The following is a 21,995-nucleotide window of genomic DNA, read 5'->3' as shown; positions in this document are numbered from 1 at the left end:
CCGGCCTCGCGCCGGGCTTTCTTGCTTTTGAACGAGCGACGCCGGTTCAGCGGCTGGTCAGGAACACCGCCTCCTCGTCGTCGCGCTGCCTGCCGCCGAGGGCCGCCGCGGCACTTGCGATGAAGGCGCCGATGACCAGCGACAGTGCACCAAGCAGCGCAAAGGTCGCGCTGCCCTTCCTGGTGGTGTCGGCGACCTGCTGCGCCTTGCCTAGGCGTCCTGAGCCTTGGCGAGGATCGCGTCGACCCACGCAGCGAGATCAGATATCCAGGTTGGCGACCGACAAGGCATTGTCCTGGATGAACTCGCGCCGGGGCTCCACCTCGTCGCCCATCAGCCGCGAGAACAGCGAGTCCGCGTCGGTGGCGTCATTGACCTTGACCTGCAGCAGCGAGCGCACATTCGGGTCGAGCGTGGTTTCCCAGAGCTGTTCGGCGTTCATCTCGCCGAGACCCTTGTAGCGCTGCATGGTCAGGCCCTTGCGGCCGGTCGCAAAGACCGCGTTGAGCAGCGCCAGCGGCCCCGAGATGGTTTCGGTCACATCCTTGCGGCGCAGCACCGGGGGCTCGCCATAGACCTCGGTGAGGCGCGGCGCATAGCGGTCGAGCTGGCGCGCATCGGCAGAATTGATCAGCCCGAGATCGAGATGTGCGAATTCCTTGACGCTGCGCACCGTTCGTTCGAACACATAGCCGCCGATGCCCTCGTTCGAGGTCGACATGCGGCCGGTCCAGCCGCGTTCGGTGTCCTCGGCGATGATGTCGAGCCGCTTGGCGACACGCTCGGCCATGGCATCGGCGTGGCCGAGATCGGTGAAGACGTCCGGGTTGAGGCCACCGGCGATCGCCGCCTGCTCGACCACGCCTCTGTTGTAGCGCGTGTGCAGCCCGTTGATGAGCTGGCGCACTGCCAGCGCATCGTCTATGGCGCTGCGCAGGTCCTGTCCGGCGCGAACCTCGCCCGAGCCGAGCGAAAGCGATGCTTCATCGAGCCCTGAGCCGATCAGGAACTCCTCGAACGCGCTCTCGTCCTTGATGTATTGCGAGCTCTTGCCGCGCGTCACTTTGTAGAGCGGCGGCTGGGCGATGTAGAGGTGGCCGCGTTCGATCAGCTCCGGCATCTGCCGGAAGAAGAAGGTGAGCAGCAAGGTACGGATGTGGGCGCCGTCGACGTCGGCGTCGGTCATCAGGATGATCTTGTGGTAGCGCAGCTTGTCGGCGTTGAACTCGTCCTTGCCGATCGAGGTGCCGAGCGCGGTGATCAGCGTGCCGATCATTTCGGAGCCGAGCATGCGGTCGAAGCGGGCCCGCTCGACATTGAGAATCTTGCCGCGCAGCGGCAGGATCGCCTGGTTCTGGCGCGAACGGCCGCCCTTGGCCGAGCCGCCGGCCGAGTCACCCTCGACGATGAAGATTTCGGATTTCGCCGGGTCGCGTTCCTGGCAGTCGGCCAGCTTGCCGGGCAGCGAGGTGATGCCGAGCGAGCTCTTGCGGGTGATGTCGCGCGCCTTGCGTGCCGCCTCGCGGGCGGCCGCTGCCTGGATCACCTTGTCGATGACCACCTTGCCCTCGGCCGGGTGTTCCTCGAGCCAGGTGCCGAGGGCTTCGTTGACCAGCCCTTCGACCACGGGACGGACTTCCGACGAGACCAGCTTGTCCTTGGTCTGCGAGGAGAACTTCGGGTCGGGAACCTTGACCGACAGCACCGCCGTCAGGCCCTCGCGGCAATCGTCGCCGATCAGTCCCACCTTTTCCCTTTTGGTCAGGCCAGAAGACTCGCCATAGCCGGTGATCTGGCGGGTCAGCGCGCCGCGGAAACCGGCCAGATGGGTGCCGCCGTCGCGCTGCGGGATGTTGTTTGTGAAGGCCAGCACGTTCTCGTGGTAGCTGTCGTTCCACCACATCGCCACTTCGACGGTGATACCGTCGCGCTCGGCCTTGATGGCAATCGGCTTGTCGATCAGCGGTTTCTTGACCCGGTCGAGATATTTGACGAACTCTTCCAGCCCGCCATCATAGTGCAACTCGTGGCGCACCACGTCGGCATGGCGTGCATCGGTCAAAATTATGCGCACGCCGGAGTTGAGGAAGGCGAGCTCGCGCAGCCGGTGCTCCAGCGTGCCGAGGTCGAACTCCACCATGGTGAAGGTTTCGGATGACGGAAAGAAGGTGATCTCGCTGCCGCTGCGTCCTTCATAGGTACCGGCAACCTTGTTCTGCTCATAGCTGCCCGTCGCCTTCAGCGGCGCGTCGGCATTGCCGTGCGTGAAGCTCATCTCGAAGATCTGGCCGTTGCGGCGAATCCTGAGTTTCAGCCATGCCGAGAGAGCGTTGACCACCGAGACGCCGACCCCATGCAGGCCGCCCGACACCTTGTAGGAATTCTGGTCGAACTTGCCGCCGGCATGCAGCTGCGTCATGATCACTTCGGCCGCCGAAATGCCTTCGCCGGTGTGGATATCGGTCGGAATGCCACGGCCATTGTCGATCACCGTCACCGAACCATCGGGGTTGAGCGTCACGGTGACCAGGTCGGCATGACCGGCCAGTGCCTCGTCAATGGCGTTGTCGACGACCTCATAGACCATGTGATGCAGGCCGGAACCGTCGTCGGTGTCGCCGATATACATGCCGGGGCGTTTGCGGACAGCATCCAACCCCTTCAAAACCTTGATGGAATCGGCGCCGTATTCGGCTTCAGCGCCGTTGTTGTTCTCGATCTGGTCGCTCATGAAAACCTGTTGTCTGGATGCCGCTTGCACGGCGCGAAAAATCGGCCCCGAATCGCGCCTCTGATATTGCCTAGATATAGGCGCGAAAGGCGGTTTTTCCAAGGTTTGCGGGCATTTCCGGGCCGATTCCCGAGCCGGCAGCCGGCTATTTTTTTCGAGCCCCGGATTTGGCGAGAAGGTTGCGCAAATATTTGATCATGAATTTGTCTCCGGGCGCCAGCCGCCCCGTCCGGTCAAGCTCCAGCGTCAGGTTGAGCGCCTTGGTCAGCGCCGCCTTCGGATCCCTCACCACATAGGCATAGGCGATGTAGGCGCGCGCCAGATCGATTTGCCAGATCGCATTGTTCGGATCGGACTGGGCCAATTTCTGGGCAATAGCGAGGCTGGCTTCGAAGGCCGCCTTGGAACCCTCAAAGTGACGTCGGTCGGTTTCCAGATAACCGATCTTCTGCAGGGTGATCGAAATATCGCGTTGCCAGTTCAAATTGGCAGGATCCAGCTTGGCCAGCCGGTGGGCTATAGCAAGACCGTCCTGATAGTTTTGCAGAGCACCGCTGGCATCGCCCTGCACTCTAAGCACCTCGGCGACCTGTTCGAGACACACCGACAGGTCGCGCTGCCAGTCCGTGTTGCCGGGATCGATGGCGGCAAGGTCGCGCGCCGTGGCCAGCGCCTGCTGGTAGGCCTCCAGCGCGAGCGGCCAATCCTTCTGGTCGCTGTAAGCATTGCCGATCTTGGAGTAACCGATCGACAGGTCGCGCTTCAAATCGGTGTCGTTTGGGTCGCGGCGCACCAGCGCTTCGGCGATCGCCTGGCTCTTGTTGAAGGCCGCGAGCGCACCGGCGGCGTCGCCGCGATCCCGCAGCAGATCACCGATCCTGGTTTGGCTGACTGAGACAGCGCGTTGGCGCCGCGCGTCATCGGGCTTGTTCTCGGCCAGCGCCAACCGAATCCTCAGGCTTTCTTCAAAGGCCGTCTCGGCGCTGTCCAACTGGCCGGCGGTATGGGCAAGTTCGCCGATTTCGTCATAGGTGATTGTCAGATCATTGAGCAGGTCGGCGCGGTCCGGCTCCGCATCGACCAACTGCTGCTTGATCGACAGGCTTTGTTGATAGGCTTGTGCCGCCGCGCTCACATCGCCTTGCGTCGCCAGCACGTTGCCGATCTTGTCTTTGGCCATGGCAAGATCACCGAGCCAGTCTTTCTTGTCCGGCACGCTTGTGGTCAGGTCCTGCAGCATGTCCCTGGCCGCCTCATAGTTTTCCAGGGAGGTTGGCAGGTCGCCTTGCACCATCCTTATGTTGGCGAGCTTGAGATATGGCTGATGGCGAGATCGCGCTTGACGCTGGGATCGGTTTCCTGACGCGACCGCTGCTCGAGGTTGGCCAACAGTGCGGCAAAGGCGCGGCCGGCCGCCTCGATATTGCCGACCGTCGTATAGAGAATACCGAGTTCCTCCAGCGTGCGGCTCTGGCGGTCGGCCTGTTCCAGGCTGAGCGAGGTCTGCCCGGCCTCGCCATACAGCGCCAGCACGAATTCGTAGCCATTGATGGCTGCCGCATAGTTCAGGTCGGCGCGCGCCGCGCCTGCCGACAGGAATACCGTTGCGGCCTGCGACAGCGTGCGGTCGACGAAATTCACCTTCAGCGCGTTGCGCGACACGCCGTCGATATTGGCCGCTTCCGCCAGCTTTGCCTGCGCTGCATCGAAGGCACCGAGCGAAAGCTGCTCCTCGGCCTGCCGGCGCAATTCCGTCACTTGCGGATCGTCGGCCGCGAGCGTCTTCATCTCGCTTCGCACCTTGACGAAGGCGTCGGCCGCTTCACGCAGCCGGGCATTCAGGCTGTCCGCCGACAAATTGCTGGTGTCGGAACCGATCAGCGCGCCATAGAGCGGGGCCAGCGGCATGTCGGCGTCGCTGGCGATCTGTTCGACTTCGCCGCGCATCTCCGGCGTCACGTCGGCCATGGCCAGCAGCAGGCGTTCGCGCTCCGGCAATTGCTCCTTGGCCGCTGCGGCAAAGAACAGTTTCGGCAGGCCGCTCTCGACATAGGGCAGCTGCTTTCCACGCGACAGGTCATAGACTTCCTGCTGCACCAGCGTCAGCACCGAGCGGATTTCGAGCCCGTCGGTACCGAGATATTTGGTCAGCGCTGTCGTGAATGGCGAGTTTTGGCCGGCTCCGTCGGCCGCAGTCTCGCCGGGGGCGGCCGAGAAGGCGAACAGGATGTTTTCCGCCCGGCCAATCCGGCCAAATCCCGGCTTGACCTTCTCAGCGATATCCTTTGCCAGTGGCGTCGCGCCGCGCCCTTCGCCGCTGTTCCCCGAGAAGGGATCGCTGCGGCAGGCATCGAGCACGATCAGCCCGACCTTGGCGGTGGCGGCGACCGCGTCGCGCAGCGGCAGGCTGGTCTTTTCCAACGTCTCGAGCGAGGACGCATCGGCATCGATCGGCAAAAGCCGGTTGTCGCCGGAAATTTCGACGCCATGGCCGGAGAAATAGACCAGCGCCACGTCGGCGCCCTTGGCGTCCTCGCGAAAAACGTCGAGCGCGCGGCGCATGCGTCGGAGATCGCGGTTGGTTTCGAGGACGACCTCGAAGCCGAGCTTCTTCAGCGACGCTTCCATCGCCTCGCCATCATTGACGGGATTGGCGAGCGGCCGGACCAGACGATAATCGTCGTCGGCAATGACCAACGCCACGCGCCGCTCCGCCACCGCGGTGGCGGTGGTCGTAAGCATCAGCAGCAAGGCAAACAGCAAGCGCAAGTCGAACCGCCCCCGGCTCAGTCGTTCGCCGACCATTCCACCTCTTTATGGCGTGAGCAAGCCGGACCGAAAACCGGCTCTTTCAGGCCGCCCGCATAGGCTTCAGGGCCTCGCTCCAGCGCAACAGCTCGTCCAGCATGGTCTTGGCTCCGCCCTGCACCTGCTCGCTGGCCCGGAAAGTGCCGTCGTGCTCGAGCAGTTTCTGATAGAGCGGCAAGGAAACCCCTTCGGAGATAGGCATTACACCCACCGCAGCCAGCAGCGGCTTGAGCGCTTGCGCCGCGCGCAGGCCGCCGGAGACGCCGCCATAGCTGAGGATGGCGGCGGGTTTGTATTTCCATTCGCGGACGAGATAGTCGATGGCGTTGATGATCGCCGGGGCGGCGAAATAATTATATTCCGGCGCCACGTAGACGAAGGCGTCGGCGGCATCGATCGCCTTCGACCAGGCCTTGGTGTGGTCGTTCTGATAATTGCCAAGCTTAGGGTGATGCGGCTCGTCCAGAACCGGCAGATTGAACGCGGCGATGTCGGTCAGCACCGGTTCGAATTTCCCGTGCTCGCGCGCGAATGCCTCCAGCCACTCGGCAAAAACCGGTCCGGCACGGCCGGGCCGCGTGCTGCCGATGATGATGTTCAACTGGTGCTTCAAGGGGGGCTCCTTTGATTGGTAGTATCTGTTGGTGACTGTCACTACGGCAGAGCGTCCCGGTGGACAAGGCGAGGTCGTCGGCGGAGCGGTCACGATCAGATGAACAGACAATCTGAGTTCGCGTCTTGGCTGCCCGCGGTTTCGGTCTGCCGTTCGGTCACATGGACGCCTGGATTGCCAGCCACTACATAGAGCTATCAGCGGAGCACTCCATGGACGTCCAGCCCGCCCCATTCGTTCCCCCGGCGCCGAAGCCGCGCACGACGCCGCCCTCGACGCTGGAGATGATCCGCATCGTCTACCGCAACCCGCTCGAACTGTGGGGTGAGCATACCTACAACGAGCCCTGGATTTCGGTGAATGGCGTCGGCGGACATCTGGTCGTCGCCAACGATCCCGGCCTCATCCGCCATGTGCTTGTCGACAATGCCAAGAACTACAAGATGGCGACAGTGCGCCAGAAGATCCTGCGGCCGATCCTGCGCGATGGCCTGCTGACCGCCGAGGGCGAGGTCTGGAAGCGTTCGCGCAAGGCGATGGCGCCGGTGTTCACGCCGCGCCATATCTTCGGCTTCGCCCAGCCGATGCTCAGGCGAACGCAAGAATTCGTCACCCGCTATGAGGGGGGCGGCACGTCCGACATCGCCCATGACATGACGTTGCTGACTTTCGATATCCTGGCCGAAACGCTGTTTTCCGGCGAGATATCAGGCGAGCCGGGCAGTTTCGCCAACGAGATCGACCGCCTGTTCGAGACCATGGGCCGCGTCGATCCGCTGGACCTGTTGCGCGCACCCGACTGGCTGCCGCGTTTGACCCACATCCGCGGTCGCAAGACCATGGCCTATTTCCGCAAGATCGTCACCGACACGGTCAAGATGCGCGAAGAGAAATTCAAGCGCGATCCCGATGCCGTGCCGCAGGATTTCCTGACGCTGCTGCTCAAGGCCGAGGGGCCTGAAGGGCTGACGCGGGCGGAGGTCGAGGACAACATCATCACCTTCATCGGCGCCGGCCATGAGACCACGGCGCGCGCACTCGGTTGGACGCTTTACTGTCTCGCGGAATCGCCGTGGGAGCGCAACAGGGTCGAACAGGAGATCGACCAGGTGCTGGCGCGCGAACCCGATCCGACGAAATGGCTCGATGCCATGCCGTTCACGCGTGCGGCTTTCGACGAGGCGCTCAGGCTCTATCCGCCGGCGCCGTCGATCAACCGCGAGCCGATCGAACCGGAAATGTGGAAGGATCTCTATATCCCGAAGCACGCTGCGGTGCTGGTCATGCCATGGGTGGTCCATCGCCACAGGAAACTGTGGGACCGGCCCGACGCCTTTCTGCCCGAACGGTTCCACCCGGGAAACCGCGAGAAGATCGACCGCTTCCAGTATCTGCCGTTTGGTGCGGGCCCTCGCGTCTGCATCGGCGCCAGCTTCGCCATGCAGGAGGCGATCATCGCGCTCGCCATCATGCTGTCGCGCTTCCGCTTCGACACCACCGCCGAAACGAAACCCTGGCCGGTGCAGAAGCTGACCACGCAGCCGCAGGGCGGCTTGCCGATGCAGGCCACGCCGCGTTAGGTGTGCTGATATTCAGGTGATGCCGGCCTGCGAACGATGGCTTCCTGCGCTTCCGGTGCTCACGTACTTTAAGGACGCTCCGCTCCGGTTCTCGGAACCCACCGTCCTCGGCTCAGCCTGACCTGAATCTCAACACACCTTAGGACTGTCGAATTAAGCCACGGGCTTGCGCTGCTGGAACTGGCCGGCGGCGCGGAAGCGCCAGAGGTAGCTGGGCAGGATCGTGGCGATCGACTGCGGCTGGATGCCGAGCCCGACCAATGTCCGGTTGGCCTTGGCTGCCACCTCGGAAACGATGTTGTGCTCGCGCAGTTGCATCACCTGGTCCTTGGTCAGCAACGGGTTGGGCAAGAGGCCGAGGATCGAGGCCTGGATGTTCGCCACCCACCACGGCACCGGCACCAGCAGGCGCTTGCGCTCGATCACGTCAAGCAGTTCTTCCATGCACTCCTTGAAGGTCAGCACCTTGGGGCCGCCAAGCTCGTAGATCTGGCCGCCATCGACCTTGCCGTCGACCGAGCGCGCCACCGCTTCGGCGACGTCGCCGACATAGACCGGCTGGAACTTGGTCAGGCCGCCGCCGATCAGCGGCAGCACCGGCGAATAGCGCGCCATGTTGGCGAAGCGGTTGAAGAAGCTGTCCTCGGGCCCGAAAATGATCGACGGCCGGAAAATCACGGCGTCCTTGATCGTCTCCAGGATGGCCTTTTCACCAAGCGCCTTGGTGCGTGCGTAGTCCGATTCGGAGTCCAGATCGGCACCAAGCGCCGAAATGTGGGTGAAGCCGGCGCCGACGGCGCGGGCCGCTTCGGCCACCGCGCGGGCGCCGAACTCATGCACGGCGGAGAACTTCTGCCGGCCGCTCTGATGCAGGATGGCGACCAGATTGACGACATGGTCAGCACCCTGCACGGCACGATCGACCGACCAGCGGACGCGCACATTGGCCTGCACCGGCTGGATCTGGCCGACATTGCCGAGCGGCTGCAGGTGGCCGGCAAGATCGGGCCGCCGGCAGGCGACCCGGATGCGATAGCCGCGCTTGGCCAGCGCGCGCACGACATGGCGGCCGACAAAGCCTGACCCGCCAAAGACGACGACGAGCTTTGGGGTCTGCAGGATTTCGGTCATGGCTGGCTCCGGCGCTCGCAAGCTTGGCTGAAGCCGTTTCATAATCCGTTTTGCGTCGAACGCAAAGGGTGACGCGTCGTCGCTGTCACCCTTGTCTCGACCTTGTCAGAACGCCTTGCCGATGCGGGTGTCGACCGAGTGGCGGTTGCCGCCGCGAATGACGAAGAAGAGCAGGATCGCGGCCCACAAAAGCGACTTCTCGGCACCCGAAAAGCCCTGGCCCATGGTGACCCAGTGGAACCAGACCGTGACCAGCAGCACGAACAGGCCAGCAAAGGCGGCCGGACGCGTCAGAAGGCCGATGGCGATGAAAATGCCGCCGAAAAATTCGGCGCAGGCCAGAAGCAACGACCACAAGGCGCCGGGATAGAAGCCGAGGCCCTCGACCATTTCGGCGGCACCGAAAGGATTGATGATCTTCTGCGAGCCATGGATGGCGAGAAACGCACCGGCGACAACGCGAAGAAGGGTTTCCGCGCCATCGTGCAAGGCCGCGTACAGTCTGCCGAGGACCGGGATGATAAGGCCGTTGCGGGGATTGTCCGTGCTTGCCGACATTGTGACTCCTCTGTTTTGCCGATCAGCGCAGACGGCCAATCAGGTTGGGCGAAGTCAAATAAACAAAAGTTGACATTTAGAAGAATGTTTTATTGACGCACCTTGCAGCGCTGAGGCTTGCGATCTCCAAGGTCATGGAGCGGACGCAGAAAACCCCGCCGCAGCGGGGTTTTCCGGGTGACATCCATGCGAAGCCAGGGGCCGACGGAGCGGCCTGACCTGAGACGGTATCAGGAGGGCGTGAAGCAAGTACGCCCACCCCAGCCCTGGACATCCGACATGGTGCCGCCGACCTTCTTGCAAGCCGCGATGAAATCGGCGCTGCAGCTGGCGAATTTGGCATGGCCGTTCTTGCAGTAATGATCCTCGGTGGCGCCGCCGCTCGGAGCGGTGATGACGCCGGGCGCGGACGGTTTCACCGGCGCGGCCTGCAAACTGGCCGCCTGGGTGGCCCCCATGAACGAGCCGAGAAGAAGGACGGCGGTCAGCATGGTGAGCTTGGTGTTGGTCATGGCAATTTCCTTTTGATTGGGTTGATTTTCCGAGGCGCAAAGGGACATCCTCTGCGTGAAGCAGACTTTCGCTTTCGGTTTGCTGTTCCCCTCGGTGTGGATCGGGCAAGCTCGCCTTGCCCTGGACAAAGCTGGGTCGCTGCGATGCGCGGAAAGGTTCAGCGGCGCGCAAAAAAAATTTGCACCGCACCGCCACCTAGGCGGGCAGATTTCAGATAACTAGCTGATAAATAATGGATTATTTAGGAGGAATAACGCGCTGCGAATTCGGAAATGCGCTGCACCACCGCCTTTGGCGCGGTGATGCCCCGCGCTTGCGCCTTCTCGGCGGCTTCGGCCCGGGCCCGTCCGGGTACATGCACGCCGAAGCGCCGCCGCAGCCGGTCGAGCTGGTCCTTCATGCGCTGCTCGAAGTCGGGATCGAGCAGCTTGGGCTCGACGGCAAGCACGAATAGCCCGGTTCCGGGACTGTCCGGTCCGCCGCTGAACCATGGCGCGTCGAGCGACCAGTTGGCGCCCGACAGCCCCGCCGCAAGCACTTCGACCATCAGTGCGATGTTGGCACCGCGCTGGCCGCCGAAGGCAAGCATGGCGCCTTTCATGGCGGCGGCCGGATCGGTGGTCGGGTTGCCGCTGGCGTCCAGCGCCCAACCTTCGGGTATTTTCTTGCCGTCCTCGGCCGCCTTGCGGATGTTGACGAAAGCGGTGGCGCTCGACGATTGGTCGATGACCAGCGGCGCGCCGTCGGCGGCGGGTGCCGCAAACGACATCGGGTTGGTGCAGTAGACCGGCTTGACCGAGCCCGAGCCGGCAAGCACGGCTGGGCCATTGGTGGCGGCGAACGACACCAGCCCTTGCGCCGCCAGCCTTCCGGTGAAGTAACCGAGTGCGCCGCATGTATAAGCGTTCTTCTGCGAGAAGATGGCGACGCCGAACAGCTTTGCAGCCTTGGCGAGGTCGTCGATGGTGCGGTCGAAGCCGGTATGCGCCAGCCCGCCGCGCGCATCGGAGAGATAGACCGCCAGCGCCGGCCGGGTGATCACCGGATCGGCTTTGCCGTCGATGCGTCCGGCTTCGAGCGCCTCGAGATAATCGATGAAATGCGACAGACCGACGGTCGAGAGCCCTTCCGCCTCGGCGGCAATGATCGAGGCGGTAAGCGATTGCGCCGCTTCCTCATTGGCGCCGGCGCCAAGCGCCGCCATCCGGCACAGTCCTTTTGCCTGGTCGAGACTGAGTTGCATCATGGCGGTCCTAAAGGGAATAGGGGAATAAGGGAGTGGGGGAACAAGCAGTGAATAGCGAATGGGGATGGAAATGTGAATGTGAATAGTGGCTGCCTACTCCCCTACTCCCCTACTCCCCTACTCCCCTACTCCCCTCTAACCAACCTTGTTGGGGATCCGCGCCTCGATCCTGCTGAACGCGAAGACCAGAATACCGGTGATCGTCATGTAGATCAGCGCCAGCAGCAGCAAGGGTTCGTAGGTGAGGTAGGTGTCCTGCCGCACCTTGGACGAAACGGCGAAGATATCGATGACGCTGATCGTCGCCACCAGCGGCGTAGATTTCAATTGCAGCACGGTTTCACCGGTCAGCGTCGGCAGCGCCCGGTAGATGGCTTGCGGCAGCCAGATGCGGCGAAATGCCTTCCAGCGGCTCATGCCGAAGGCGCGGGCGGCCTCGAGTTGGCCCTTGGGAACGCCGGCAAAGGCGCCGCGCATCACCTCGCCCTCATAACCGGCGAAAGACAGCGTCAGTGCCAGCACGCCATAGGGCCAGGCTTGCCTGAGATACGGCCACATCCACGACTCGCGGATCCACGGATATTGCGGAAACAGCGAGCCGAGGCCGTAGTAGAGCAGCCACAGCTGGATCAGCAGCGGCGTGCCCCGGATCACTGTGCAAAAGACCTTGGCCGGTGCTGCGAACCAGAAGGAGCCGGTCGCCTGCGCCAGCCCGAGCGGCACGGCGAGCAGGAAGCCCAGCACGCAGGTGACGGCCAGGATCCACAGCGAGCGCCAGATGCCGATCAGTCCCATTTCATAGTACTGCGGCAGCCAGTCCCAGCGCATGAAAAAGGCGGCCGCCAGGACCAGGCCCAGCGCGATCAGGATCAGCACGATGCGGTGCGGCTGCAGCCACAGCGACGTTCGCGCGACGACGTTGATGATGGCGGCTTCGGTGGCCATCAGCGCGCCTCCTTGAGCGAAGGCATGCCACGCCGCGACCAGGCCTCGACACGGCCGATGATCAGATTGGAAAACAGCGACAGCAGAAGATAGAGCACGGCGGCGGCGAAAAAGAAGGTGAAATAGGCTTTGGTGACGCCAGCAGCCTGCCGTGTTGCCAGCGCCAGTTCATAGAAGCCGACGACCGCCAGCAGCGCGGTGTCCTTGGTGGCAATCAGCCAGAGATTGGCGAGGCCCGGTATGGCGAAGGGCAGCATGGCCGGCAAGGTGATGCGCCGCAACAGCAGGCCGGGAGACATGCCATACGCGCGGGCAGCTTCAACTTGCCCCTGGGGAATGGCCAGGATCGCACCGCGTATCACCTCGGTCGAATAGGCGCCCTGGACAAAGCCGAGCACGGCGATGCCGGCGGCAAGGCCGCTGATGTCGACGCGCTGATAGCCCATTGCCGTCAGCGCCTGGTTGATCAGGTCGGTTCCGGCATAATAGAGCAGCAGGATCAGCACCAGTTCGGGCACGGCGCGCACGATGGTGGTGTAGACCGCCAGCAGATCGCGCACCACCGGGCCACCATAGAGCTTGCCGTAGGCGCCACCGGTGCCGATCAGAAGACCGAGGCACGTGGCGCCCAGCGCGATCTCGATCGAATGGAGCAGTCCAACCAAAAGAGCCCGGCCCCAGCCCGGCGGGTTGGGCGAGAGAAGCTCGATGATGCCGGCCGCGGAGGCCGAAAGAAATGCGTCGATCAGCGTCGCCCCCGGATTGCTGGCGTCAGCCGCTGTCAATTCTCGTCAGCGGTTTCGGCGAAACCGCACGACGAGATGCCGTGCGGTTTTGGCTTATGCGTGGACGATGTCAGTTCGACTGCGTCGGGCCGCCGTAAATATCGAAATCGAAGTACTTCTTCGAGATCTCGTCATACTTGCCGTTGGCGCGGATGGCCTTGATGCCGGCGTTGATCTTATCCTTCAGGTCGGTGTCCTCCTTGCGCACGCCGGCACCGACGCCCGGTCCGAGCACGTCATCGTCCGGAGCCACCATGCCCTTGAGATCGCAGCACGCCTTGCCCTGGTCCGACTTGAGGAATTCGCCAAGCGCGATCGAATCGGCCTGCACCGCGTCGAGACGGCCGGCGGCAAGATCCTGGTTGGCTTCGTCCTGGGTCTGGTACTCCTTGATCTCGGATGCCTCGGTGAAGTGCTTCTTGGCGTAGACGGCATGCACGGTCGACACCTGAACCCCGACGACCTTGCCCTTGAGGTCCGCGGGCGCCGGGCCGAATTTCTGGTCCTTGGGGCCGATGATCGCGGTTGGCGTGTTGTAATATTTGTCGGAGAAGTCGATCGTCTTCTTGCGCTCGGCGGTGATCGACATCGAGCTGGCGATGACGTCGATCTTCTTTGTCGTCAGCGCCGGAATGATGCCGTCCCAGGCAACCGGGGTGATGACGCAGTCGAGCTTCTCTTCGGCGCAGACGGCGTCGATGAAATCGATCTCCCAGCCAACCCACTTGCCCGAAGCATCCGGCGAGGTGAAGGGCGGATAGGGTTCGGCGGCGACGCCGATCTTGACCGGATCGGCCTTGGCCACTCCCATGGCAGCGACGCCCAGCAGCAGCGCTGCGGCAAATGTCTTCAGAACAGTCTTCATTTTCACGACTCCCAGTTTGTTGTTGGTTCCCGGTTTTCTTCCGTCTCGGCCTGTCCTAGCCGATGTTGCGGATGAACTGCTTGAGCCTTTCGGATCTGGGCGCGCCGAAGATCTGCTCCGGCGGTCCTTCTTCCTCGACCAATCCATTGTAGAGATAGACGACATGCGTCGCGACCTCGCGGGCGAACTTCATCTCGTGGGTGACCAGCACCATGGTGCGGCCTTCGCGCGCCAGGTCGCCGATCACCTTCAGCACCTCGCCGACCAGCTCGGGGTCGAGCGCCGAGGTCGGCTCGTCGAACAGCATGACGCGCGGATTGATGGCCAGCGCCCGCGCGATCGCGGCGCGCTGCTGCTGGCCGCCCGACAGATAGGCCGGATAGACGTCGCGCTTTTCGGCGAGGCCGACGCGGGCGAGCAGCTTCTCGGCCTCGCTGATCGCCACGTCGCGCTTGACGCCAAGCACATGCACGGGAACCTCGATGACGTTCTCGATCAGCGTCATGTGGCTCCACAGGTTGAAGTTCTGGAACACCATGCCGAGCTTGGAGCGGATGCGCTCGATCTGCTTGCGGTCGGCCGGAACTGTGTGGCCGTGGCTGTCCGCCTTCAGCTTGATCTCCTCGCCATTGACGCGGATGATGCCGCTGGTCGGGTTCTCCAGGCAGTTGATGCAGCGCAGCAGTGTCGATTTGCCCGAGCCTGAGCCGCCGATGATGGCGATGACCTCGCCGTCGCGCGCCGACAGCGAGACGCCCTTCAGCACATGCAGCTCACCGAACCTCTTGTGCAGGTTCTCGACATGGATGGCTTCGGCGGCGCCGTCTTGCGCCGTGTGTTTCAGTACGGACGCGGCGCCTTGCGCCATCATCCCTTCGACGCTCCGCGGAGTGGTCGAGCTCGTCGCTGCTGGTATCTTTTACCCATTTACCCGTCACTGGACAGAGTTCCCGTTCTCAAGATGGACCGTTCCGCTTGCCTCCGTCAACCATGGTTTTTGGACTATTGATCACAGCTTGCTGTAGTGGTTAGTGGCGGCAACGGACGTCTCGGGAGAATTTAGTGGGCAAATCATACGGGTCGCAATCCATGGCCGGACCGCTGAAACGCGTGCTTATGCGGTCCGCCGCCGGCGCCATGCGTGATGCCAGGGCGCAGGAATGGCACTACGGCCCGGGCTTTGAGCCGGGAAAGGCCACTGCCCAGCATGAGCGATTGACGCAGCTGGTTTCGGCCTCCGGCGCCGAGGTCGAATGGCTGACGGATGCCGATGACGGGCTGGCCGATTCGGTCTTCACCCATGATCCGTCGCTGATGACCGATCACGGCGCGATCATTCTTGCAATGGGCAAAGCGCTGCGCCGGGCTGAACCGGGCCTGCACGAAGCAGCTTACAAACGCCTGGGCATTCCCATCCTCGGCCGCATCGATGATCCGGGCCAGGTGGAAGGCGGCGACTGCGTCTGGGTGGATGCAAACACGCTGGCCGTCGGCCGTGGCGTGCGCACCAACCAGGATGGCATCCAGCAGCTTTCAAATCTGCTTTCGCCGAAAGGCATTTCGGTTTTTGGCTTCGATCTGCCGCTCTGGCACGGCGAGGAAGCCTGCCTGCACCTGATGTCGGTGATCAGTCCGCTTGCCGACGATCTGGCGCTGGTCTACGCGCCGCTGCTGCCGGCCGCCTTCTACCAGATGCTGAAGGGGCGCGGCATCACGCTGGTCGAGGGCGATGCCGATGAGTTCCATGCTTCCAGCGGGCTCAGCCTCAATGTGCTGCCGACGGCGCCGCGCCAGGTGATCGCCGTCGCCGGCTTTCCCAGGACGGCGGCTGCCATGCAGGCGGCCGGCTGCACGGTTTCCACCTTCGAGGCGGATGCGCTCTGCATCGCTTGCGAGGGTGGCCCGACCTGCCTGACACGCCCGGTGCTGCGCCAATGACCACCGTTGGGACCACCATTGGGACGACCGTCGGCGAGGCGCTCATTTCGCTGCTCGAAGCCCATGGCGTCGACACGGTCTTCGGCATTCCCGGCGTGCACACGGTCGAACTCTACCGGGGGCTGGCGCGCTCGAAGATCCGCCATGTCACGCCGCGCCATGAGCAGGGCGCCGGCTTCATGGCCGACGGCTATGCGCGCGCCAGCGGCAGGCCGGGCGTCGCCTTCGTCATCACCGGACCGGGGCTGACCAACACCATCACCGCCATGGGACAGGCGCGCGCCGATTCGGTGCCGATGCTGGTGATCTCAGGCGTCAACGCCACCCCGACGCTGGGCAAGGGCCTCGGCCATCTGCATGAACTGCCCGACCAGCGCGGCATGATGGAGAAGGTGGCGCTGTCTTCGCAGCGGGTCACCGAGGCTGGTGAATTGCCCGGCGCGCTGGCACAGGCCTTCGCGCTGTTTTCATCGGCCCGGCCCGGTCCGGTGCATATCGAAATCCCGACCGACGTCATGGTCAAGCCGGCGGATGGCATCGCTGCCATGCTGAGCAATGCAGCGCCACCCGCGCCGGACGGCGCGGCAATTGCCAGCGCGGCCAAACTCATCGCCGCCGCGCGCCGTCCGCTGATCCTGGCCGGCGGCGGCGCCAAACGCGCCGAAGCGCCATTGCGGCGTCTGGCCGAACGACTGGGAGCGCCGGTCGTCGAGACCGCCAATGCGCGCGGCCTCCTGCATGCCCATCCGCTTTGCGTGCCGGCCAGCCCCAGCCTGAAGACAGTGCGGGCGTTGATGACTGAGGCGGATCTGGTCATTGCCGCCGGCACCGAATTCGGCCCGACCGACTATGATGGCTACAGCGATGGCGGTTTCGTCCTGCCCGCCAATCTGATCCGCATCGATATCGGCGCAGACCAGCTTGCCCGCCGCCCGGCGACGGTTTCGATTCGGGCCGATTGCGCCGAGGCGCTCGAAGCGCTGCTCCTGGAAACCAGCCATGTCCCGGCAAGCGAGGGCGGCCCGTCGCGCGCCGCCGCTGCACGGGAAGCGGCTTTTGCCGAGATCAGTCCGACGCTGCAGGCGCAGGTGCGCGCCGTGGAGGTGATCCGCGACGCATTGCCGGGCGCGCTCATCGTCGGCGATTCGACACAGCCGATCTATGCCGCCAACCTCTACTACGATCATGACCGTCCCGGCGGCTGGTTCAATGCCGCCACCGGCTTCGGCGCGCTCGGCTACGGCCCGCCGGCGGCGATCGGCGCCGCCCTTGCAGTGCCCGATGCGCCGGTGGTCTGTCTCACGGGTGACGGCGGCTTCCAGTTCACGCTGCCGGAACTGGGCGCCGCACTTGATGCCCAGGCGCCGGTCATCTTCGTCGTCTGGAACAATCGTGGCTACCGCGAGATCGAAACCTCGATGCTCGATGTTGGCGTCGAGCCGGTCGGCGTGTCGCCGGCGCCGCCGGATTTCTGCAAGCTGGCCGAAGCCTATGGCCTTGGCGCCGAACGGCTTGCCGATATCGACGCTCTGGCGGACGCGTTGAAACGCGCCCGGGCAACCGGTCTGCCGCGCGTCATCGAAATCACAGTCGACTGAAGAGTGGCGGCGCAACGTGCTTCACGTCTCAGCCTGGCATGGACCCGGCTGGCTGGCGGCCTACACATGCAAAGACGCAACAACTGCCATGTCGAGATATCAGTTGAGTGATCGTGCGAAAGGCGCGACGCTCTGCGTCGGGCGGCTAACAAGCGACATAATCATAAAAATATGACAGGAGCGGTCCAGGATGACGGAAACACTTGAAGGCAGGCATATTGTCGTGACCGGAGGCACCGGGGCGCTCGGTGGTGCAGTCGTCGGCAAACTGCTGAGTGAAGGCGCGATCTGCCATGTGCCCAATGCCCATGCAGCGGCGCCCGGGCATTTCCCCTTTACCGAGCATGACCGTGTCAAGCTGGTGCACAATGTCGATCTCTCGGACTCCGCCAAGGTCGAGGCGTTCTACAGCCAGGTTCCAGGTCTGTGGGGTTCGATCCACTTGGCCGGCGGCTTCACAGCGGCGCCGGTGGAAAAGATCGAGTCGGCGTCCTTTGCCGAGATGATGGACACCAATGCAAGCACCACCTTCCTGTGCTGCCGCGCGGCGGTGCGCTCGATGCTGGCGTCGGACGTCGCGGGCCGCATCGTCAATGTCACTGCGCGCGCCGGGCTCGACCCACGGCGCGGCGCCGGCATGGTCGCCTATGCCGCCAGCAAGGCCGCGGTGGCGGCGATGACGGTGGCGATGGCCGAGGAGTTGAAAGGCAAGGGCATCCTGGTCAATGCCGTTGCGCCATCGACGCTTGATACGCCGGCAAACCGCGCCGATATGCCGGATGCCGATGTCACCAAATGGGTCAGTCTCGAAGCAGCCGCCGAAGCCATCGCCTATCTCGCCTCGCCAGCCAATCAGGCGATGAGCGGAACGCTGGTGCCGCTTTACGGCAGGGCCTGAGCAGAAGCCGTCGAAACAGGGCAGGTGGCGTCCGATCCATCGGCATTGCGGTAGCTGTAGAGCCGCAGCGGCGAGGAAGCATCCGTCGGACACTCCCTGAGCCATGACGGCGGGTGCCCCTCCATCAGCGCCGCCGCGAATGGATAGGCGGTTTCGAGATGTGGCGACGGTGGGCCTCTCCACCCGCAAAGCGCAACATGCGTCGCCTTGGACGCATCGAGAAACGCGCGCGGATCGGCGGTCGAGGGATCAAGGAAGCGATAGCTCCGTTCGATACCTTGAGCCGACGGGTGGTTGGGGATTGTCACCACCTTGGGACCTTCGGCAAGAGCGAGAAAATGCGCTCCGATCAACGGTGGCGTAAGAACGACGGCGCCTGCCGGCCAACCCTGTCGCTGCTCAAAATGCCTGAGATCGCAACTGTCGGCAAACTCGGCGGCTGGAATGGCTGCATGGGATGGCCTTGCCGACAGCTGGTATAGCGCCATCGCCACGGACAAGACGAGACCGGGCAGGATCAACGCGTATCTTGGCGATGCCGTTGGCACGTGCGATTTCAAATAGCGCCCCTGTCCCGCATCTGGTGGCAGGAAACTCGCCAATACGAAGGTCAGACCGATGCCGGAAAAAACCGGAAGATAGCGAAAGTAGCGGAAGTAGCCGATCGCCAGCGCCAGCGCGAGCAGCGAGAACAGCGCCAGGATGACGAGCGGCCGGCTTCGGCTCTGCGGATTGAGGCAGATGACCGCCGGGGCGAGCGCGCCGACGAACAGCAACGCCATGCTGGGAAAGCTGCCTGACAGAACGAAATCAGGGCGTCGAAACAGGCTCAGTTCCTGAGGGATCCTGTTGAGCATGTTGTCGCGTACATAGGCGTCGAGCGAAGCATAAGGGCCGGCCACGCAGTGCGGGAACAACAACACCAGCGCCACCGCGCTGGCGGCCGCGAACACCAGCAAAATTGCCGCCCGCGTCGCCCATCCGCCGCGCCGGCCGACAAGCAAAGGCACCACGGCAAATGAAAGCCCGGCCGCGACCAGTGCCGTCACATGCGGCGCCGAATAGGTGTCGCATTTGACGGCGAAATAGGCTGAAGGCGGCACGATCGTGGCAAACAGGCCGACCCCACCTAGGGCCAATGCCAGCCCAAAGCCTACGATCCTGTCTGCACCCTGTTCGCGGCCGAAGATCCAGTCAACGGCATAGACCGCCATCACCAGCGCATAGAACGGCGCGAACTCGGCGCTGATGGCAAGAGCCAAGGCCGCCAGCAGCCCGTTGATGAAGGCAGCGAAGCGGTTCTGCGACAACATCAAAACCAGGGCCGCGAGCAGAAGCAGTATTTGCAGATTGTGGTAGTCGATCCGTCCCGGAGCGTATTCGAAAATGCTGCGCGCGGCAAAGATCAGAGCCAGCGGCAATGCAACGGCCGGGTTGGCAAAGCCCATAGCGATTACCAGCCGATTGTAGAAATAGAGCGCGGGCGCAAGCAGCAGCAGCGGGACGGCAAAGCTTGCCAGCATCAGCGCCGGCTCGAAGCCGGCAAGCGGCATCAGCAGGCGCGCGAAGGCGGCATAGGGCAGGTCCACGATCCATGGCCAATGCGAGACATAGGGCTCTGGCTGGGCAACACCGGGCAGCGTCCGGTCGAAGATGTTGCCCGTTTCAAGCAAGGTACGGACTTCATGCAGTTTGACGAGGTCGTCCACGTCGCCGTTGAGCTGGAAGCCCAGGGACCAGAGCACCGTCATCAAGATCGCCATTCCGCAAAAGCAGAACAAGGCCGGTGACCTGGTGTAAAGTCGTTGCAACCACGAAGAGCCCGTAGCGGGACAATCGTCGCCATTGCGCATGGAAAGCCTCCCCTCGGACCACTGGCAAATACGCGAGGAAGTTTATCTTACCGTAAAGAAAAACCCCGCCGGATCGCTCCGGCGGGGTTTGAACTGACCACCGCGCAAGGCGGTGGGGGCAGATGCTTAGCTGCCCTGCTTCTTCAGCGCGGCACCCAGGATGTCGCCCAGCGAAGCGCCGGAGTCGGTCGAGCCGTACTGGGCGACCGCTTCCTTCTCTTCGGCGATTTCCAGCGCCTTGATCGAGACCTGCAGCTTGCGGGTCTTCTTGTCGAAGGCGATGACGCGGGCGTCGACCTTCTGGCCGACGGTGAAGCGCTCGGGGCGCTGCTCGTCGCGGTCACGGCTCAGATCGGAACGCTTGATGAAGGTCTCGATGCCGCTGTCGACCAGCCGCACTTCCAGACCGCCATCCTTGACGCCGATGACTTCACAGGTGACGACCGCGTTCTTGCGCAGTTCGCCCGAAGTCGCCGCTTCGCCGACCGTATCCTTGGCCAGCTGCTTGATGCCGAGCGAGATGCGCTCCTTGTCGATGTCGACGTCGAGCACCTGCGCCTTGACCATGTCGCCGCGATTGTACTCTTCGATGACCTGCTCGCCCGGACGGGTCCAGTCGAGGTCGGAGAGGTGGACCATGCCGTCCACGTCGCCTTCGAGGCCGATGAACAGGCCGAACTCGGTCTTGTTCTTGACCTCGCCCTCGACCTGGCTGCCGACCGGATGGCTACTGGCAAAAGCCTGCCACGGGTTCTCGAGCGTCTGCTTGAGGCCGAGCGAGATGCGGCGCTTGGCCGGATCGACCTCGAGCACCACCACGTCGACTTCCTGGGTCGTCGACAGGATCTTGCCGGGATGCACGTTCTTTTTGGTCCACGACATTTCCGAAACGTGGATGAGGCCTTCGATGCCCGGCTCCAGCTCAACGAACGCGCCGTAGTCGGTGATGTTGGTGACGGTACCCTTGATCTTCTTGCCGATCGGGAATTTGGTGCCGATCTCGGACCACGGATCGCTCTCGAGCTGCTTCATGCCGAGCGAGATGCGGTGGGTTTCCTGGTTGATGCGGATGATCTGCACCTTGACCGTCTGACCGATGTTGAGGATTTCGGTCGGATGGTTGACGCGGCGCCATGCCATGTCGGTGACATGCAGCAGGCCGTCGATGCCGCCGAGGTCGACGAACGCACCGTAGTCGGTGATGTTCTTGACGACGCCTTCGACAACCTGGCCTTCTTCGAGGTTCTGCACGATTTCCGAACGCTGTTCGGCGCGGCTCTCCTCGAGCACGGTGCGGCGCGACACCACGATGTTGCCGCGGCGGCGATCCATCTTGAGGATCTCGAAGGGCTGCGGGTTGTGCATCAGCGGGGAGACGTCGCGGATCGGGCGGATATCGACCTGACTGCGCGGCAGGAAGGCCACGGCGCCGTCGAGGTCGACGGTGAAGCCGCCCTTGACCTGGTTGAAGATGACGCCTTCGACGCGCTCACCCTTGGTGAACTTCTCTTCGAGGCGGACCCAACTCTCTTCGCGGCGGGCCTTCTCACGGGAAAGCATCGCTTCGCCAAGCGCGTTCTCGATGCGCTCGACATAGACTTCGACGGTGTCACCGACCTTGAGGGTGGTGTCCTTGCCCTTGACGCCGAATTCCTTCAGCGGCACGCGGCCTTCGACCTTGAGGCCGACGTCGATGATGGCCATGTCTTTTTCGATCGCGGTGATCGTGCCCTTGACGACCTGGCCTTCGCCGGAATGGCCGGCGGTAAATGATTCTTCGAGCAGGCTCGCGAAATCGTCGCGAGTGGGATTTGCAGCTGACATTGTTTCTCCTGGAATGCCCCGCTTCTGTCGCGGGACGGGCGCCGTGGGTTAGCGTTGCGTTGGCCTGCCGACGTTCCGGGCTACAAAAGCCCTGGGCCGCTCTTTAAGC

The 21,995-nt window shown here is 63.5% G+C and carries 18 protein-coding genes and 1 pseudogene; 4 read left to right on the top strand and 15 right to left on the bottom strand.

What is annotated here, in order from left to right:
* Positions 1-46 precede the first annotated feature (46 nt).
* The 5 genes and pseudogenes from ACFFNA_RS05700 to ACFFNA_RS05680 form a co-directional block, all read right to left on the bottom strand.
* Positions 47-255, bottom strand: a pseudogene (locus ACFFNA_RS05700) (hypothetical protein); the annotation flags it as partial.
* A 4-nt stretch (positions 256-259) separates the two neighbouring features.
* Positions 260-2,731 carry a DNA topoisomerase (ATP-hydrolyzing) subunit B gene (gene gyrB, locus ACFFNA_RS05695; RefSeq protein WP_378916362.1) on the bottom strand — a complete coding sequence of 824 codons (2,472 nt, stop codon included), beginning with the start codon at positions 2,729-2,731 and terminating at the stop codon, positions 260-262.
* Between the two features lie 145 nt (positions 2,732-2,876).
* Positions 2,877-3,971: a tetratricopeptide repeat protein gene (locus ACFFNA_RS05690; protein WP_378916360.1), complete on the bottom strand. Its 1,095-nt coding sequence runs from the start codon at positions 3,969-3,971 to the stop codon at positions 2,877-2,879.
* A gap of 56 nt (positions 3,972-4,027) precedes the next feature.
* Entirely contained in the window at positions 4,028-5,536 is a 1,509-nt protein-coding gene (locus ACFFNA_RS05685; protein WP_378916357.1) for a caspase family protein, read from the bottom strand.
* Between the two features lie 46 nt (positions 5,537-5,582).
* Positions 5,583-6,152: an NADPH-dependent FMN reductase gene (locus tag ACFFNA_RS05680; protein ID WP_378916355.1), complete on the bottom strand. Its 570-nt coding sequence runs from the start codon at positions 6,150-6,152 to the stop codon at positions 5,583-5,585.
* A gap of 212 nt (positions 6,153-6,364) precedes the next feature.
* On the opposite strand from ACFFNA_RS05680, the gene ACFFNA_RS05675 reads away from it, so the two are divergent.
* Positions 6,365-7,732 carry a cytochrome P450 gene (locus tag ACFFNA_RS05675; RefSeq protein ID WP_378916353.1) on the top strand — a complete coding sequence of 456 codons (1,368 nt, stop codon included), beginning with the start codon at positions 6,365-6,367 and terminating at the stop codon, positions 7,730-7,732.
* Positions 7,733-7,885: 153 nt separating this feature from the next.
* Here ACFFNA_RS05675 and ACFFNA_RS05670 read toward each other — a convergent pair whose 3' ends face one another.
* From ACFFNA_RS05670 to ACFFNA_RS05635, 8 genes are all read right to left on the bottom strand, one after another.
* Positions 7,886-8,863, bottom strand: coding sequence for a complex I NDUFA9 subunit family protein (locus tag ACFFNA_RS05670; protein WP_378916351.1), 978 nt, complete (start codon positions 8,861-8,863; stop codon positions 7,886-7,888).
* 105 nt (positions 8,864-8,968) lie between these two features.
* Complete coding sequence (locus ACFFNA_RS05665; RefSeq protein ID WP_378916349.1) at positions 8,969-9,421, bottom strand: DoxX family protein; 453 nt, start codon at positions 9,419-9,421, stop codon at positions 8,969-8,971.
* A gap of 230 nt (positions 9,422-9,651) precedes the next feature.
* Positions 9,652-9,933: a hypothetical protein gene (locus ACFFNA_RS05660; protein WP_111544922.1), complete on the bottom strand. Its 282-nt coding sequence runs from the start codon at positions 9,931-9,933 to the stop codon at positions 9,652-9,654.
* A 242-nt stretch (positions 9,934-10,175) separates the two neighbouring features.
* Positions 10,176-11,177, bottom strand: coding sequence for an Ldh family oxidoreductase (locus ACFFNA_RS05655; protein WP_378916347.1), 1,002 nt, complete (start codon positions 11,175-11,177; stop codon positions 10,176-10,178).
* Between the two features lie 138 nt (positions 11,178-11,315).
* The gene (locus tag ACFFNA_RS05650) at positions 11,316-12,125 is read right to left on the bottom strand and encodes an ABC transporter permease (RefSeq protein WP_111544920.1); all 810 of its coding nucleotides are present in this window, start codon (positions 12,123-12,125) and stop codon (positions 11,316-11,318) included.
* Positions 12,125-12,838 carry an ABC transporter permease gene (locus ACFFNA_RS05645; RefSeq protein WP_378916412.1) on the bottom strand — a complete coding sequence of 238 codons (714 nt, stop codon included), beginning with the start codon at positions 12,836-12,838 and terminating at the stop codon, positions 12,125-12,127. The genes ACFFNA_RS05650 and ACFFNA_RS05645 overlap by 1 nt, the downstream gene beginning before the upstream one ends.
* Positions 12,839-12,980: 142 nt before the next feature.
* Entirely contained in the window at positions 12,981-13,775 is a 795-nt protein-coding gene (locus ACFFNA_RS05640) for a transporter substrate-binding domain-containing protein (protein ID WP_378916344.1), read from the bottom strand.
* 55 nt (positions 13,776-13,830) lie between these two features.
* A complete protein-coding gene (locus tag ACFFNA_RS05635) occupies positions 13,831-14,646 on the bottom strand; it encodes an ABC transporter ATP-binding protein (RefSeq protein ID WP_378916342.1) in 816 nt (271 codons plus the stop codon).
* Between the two features lie 218 nt (positions 14,647-14,864).
* Between ACFFNA_RS05635 and ACFFNA_RS05630 the strand changes: the two genes are divergently transcribed.
* From ACFFNA_RS05630 to ACFFNA_RS05620, 3 genes are all read left to right on the top strand, one after another.
* Positions 14,865-15,713, top strand: coding sequence for a dimethylarginine dimethylaminohydrolase family protein (locus ACFFNA_RS05630; protein WP_111544918.1), 849 nt, complete (start codon positions 14,865-14,867; stop codon positions 15,711-15,713).
* On the top strand, positions 15,710-17,311 hold the full coding sequence (locus ACFFNA_RS05625) for a 5-guanidino-2-oxopentanoate decarboxylase (RefSeq protein WP_378916339.1): 1,602 nt from the start codon (positions 15,710-15,712) through the stop codon (positions 17,309-17,311). The genes ACFFNA_RS05630 and ACFFNA_RS05625 overlap by 4 nt, the downstream gene beginning before the upstream one ends.
* 190 nt (positions 17,312-17,501) lie before the next feature.
* The gene (locus ACFFNA_RS05620) at positions 17,502-18,209 is read left to right on the top strand and encodes an SDR family NAD(P)-dependent oxidoreductase (protein WP_111544916.1); all 708 of its coding nucleotides are present in this window, start codon (positions 17,502-17,504) and stop codon (positions 18,207-18,209) included.
* On the opposite strand, the gene ACFFNA_RS05615 is transcribed toward ACFFNA_RS05620, so the two are convergent.
* Positions 18,194-19,960, bottom strand: coding sequence for a hypothetical protein (locus ACFFNA_RS05615; RefSeq protein WP_378916337.1), 1,767 nt, complete (start codon positions 19,958-19,960; stop codon positions 18,194-18,196). The genes ACFFNA_RS05620 and ACFFNA_RS05615 overlap by 16 nt on opposite strands.
* A 228-nt stretch (positions 19,961-20,188) precedes the next feature.
* Positions 20,189-21,886: a 30S ribosomal protein S1 gene (gene rpsA, locus ACFFNA_RS05610; protein ID WP_008872513.1), complete on the bottom strand. Its 1,698-nt coding sequence runs from the start codon at positions 21,884-21,886 to the stop codon at positions 20,189-20,191.
* Between the last annotated feature and the right edge of the window lie 109 nt (positions 21,887-21,995).

The sequence above is a fragment of the Mesorhizobium kowhaii genome, assembly GCF_042431665.1.
In the GTDB taxonomy this organism is placed as follows: Bacteria; Pseudomonadota; Alphaproteobacteria; order Rhizobiales; family Rhizobiaceae; genus Mesorhizobium; species Mesorhizobium kowhaii.
The sequence above is the reverse complement of the archived record's forward strand: the minus strand, read 5'-3'. Positions and strand labels throughout refer to the sequence as shown.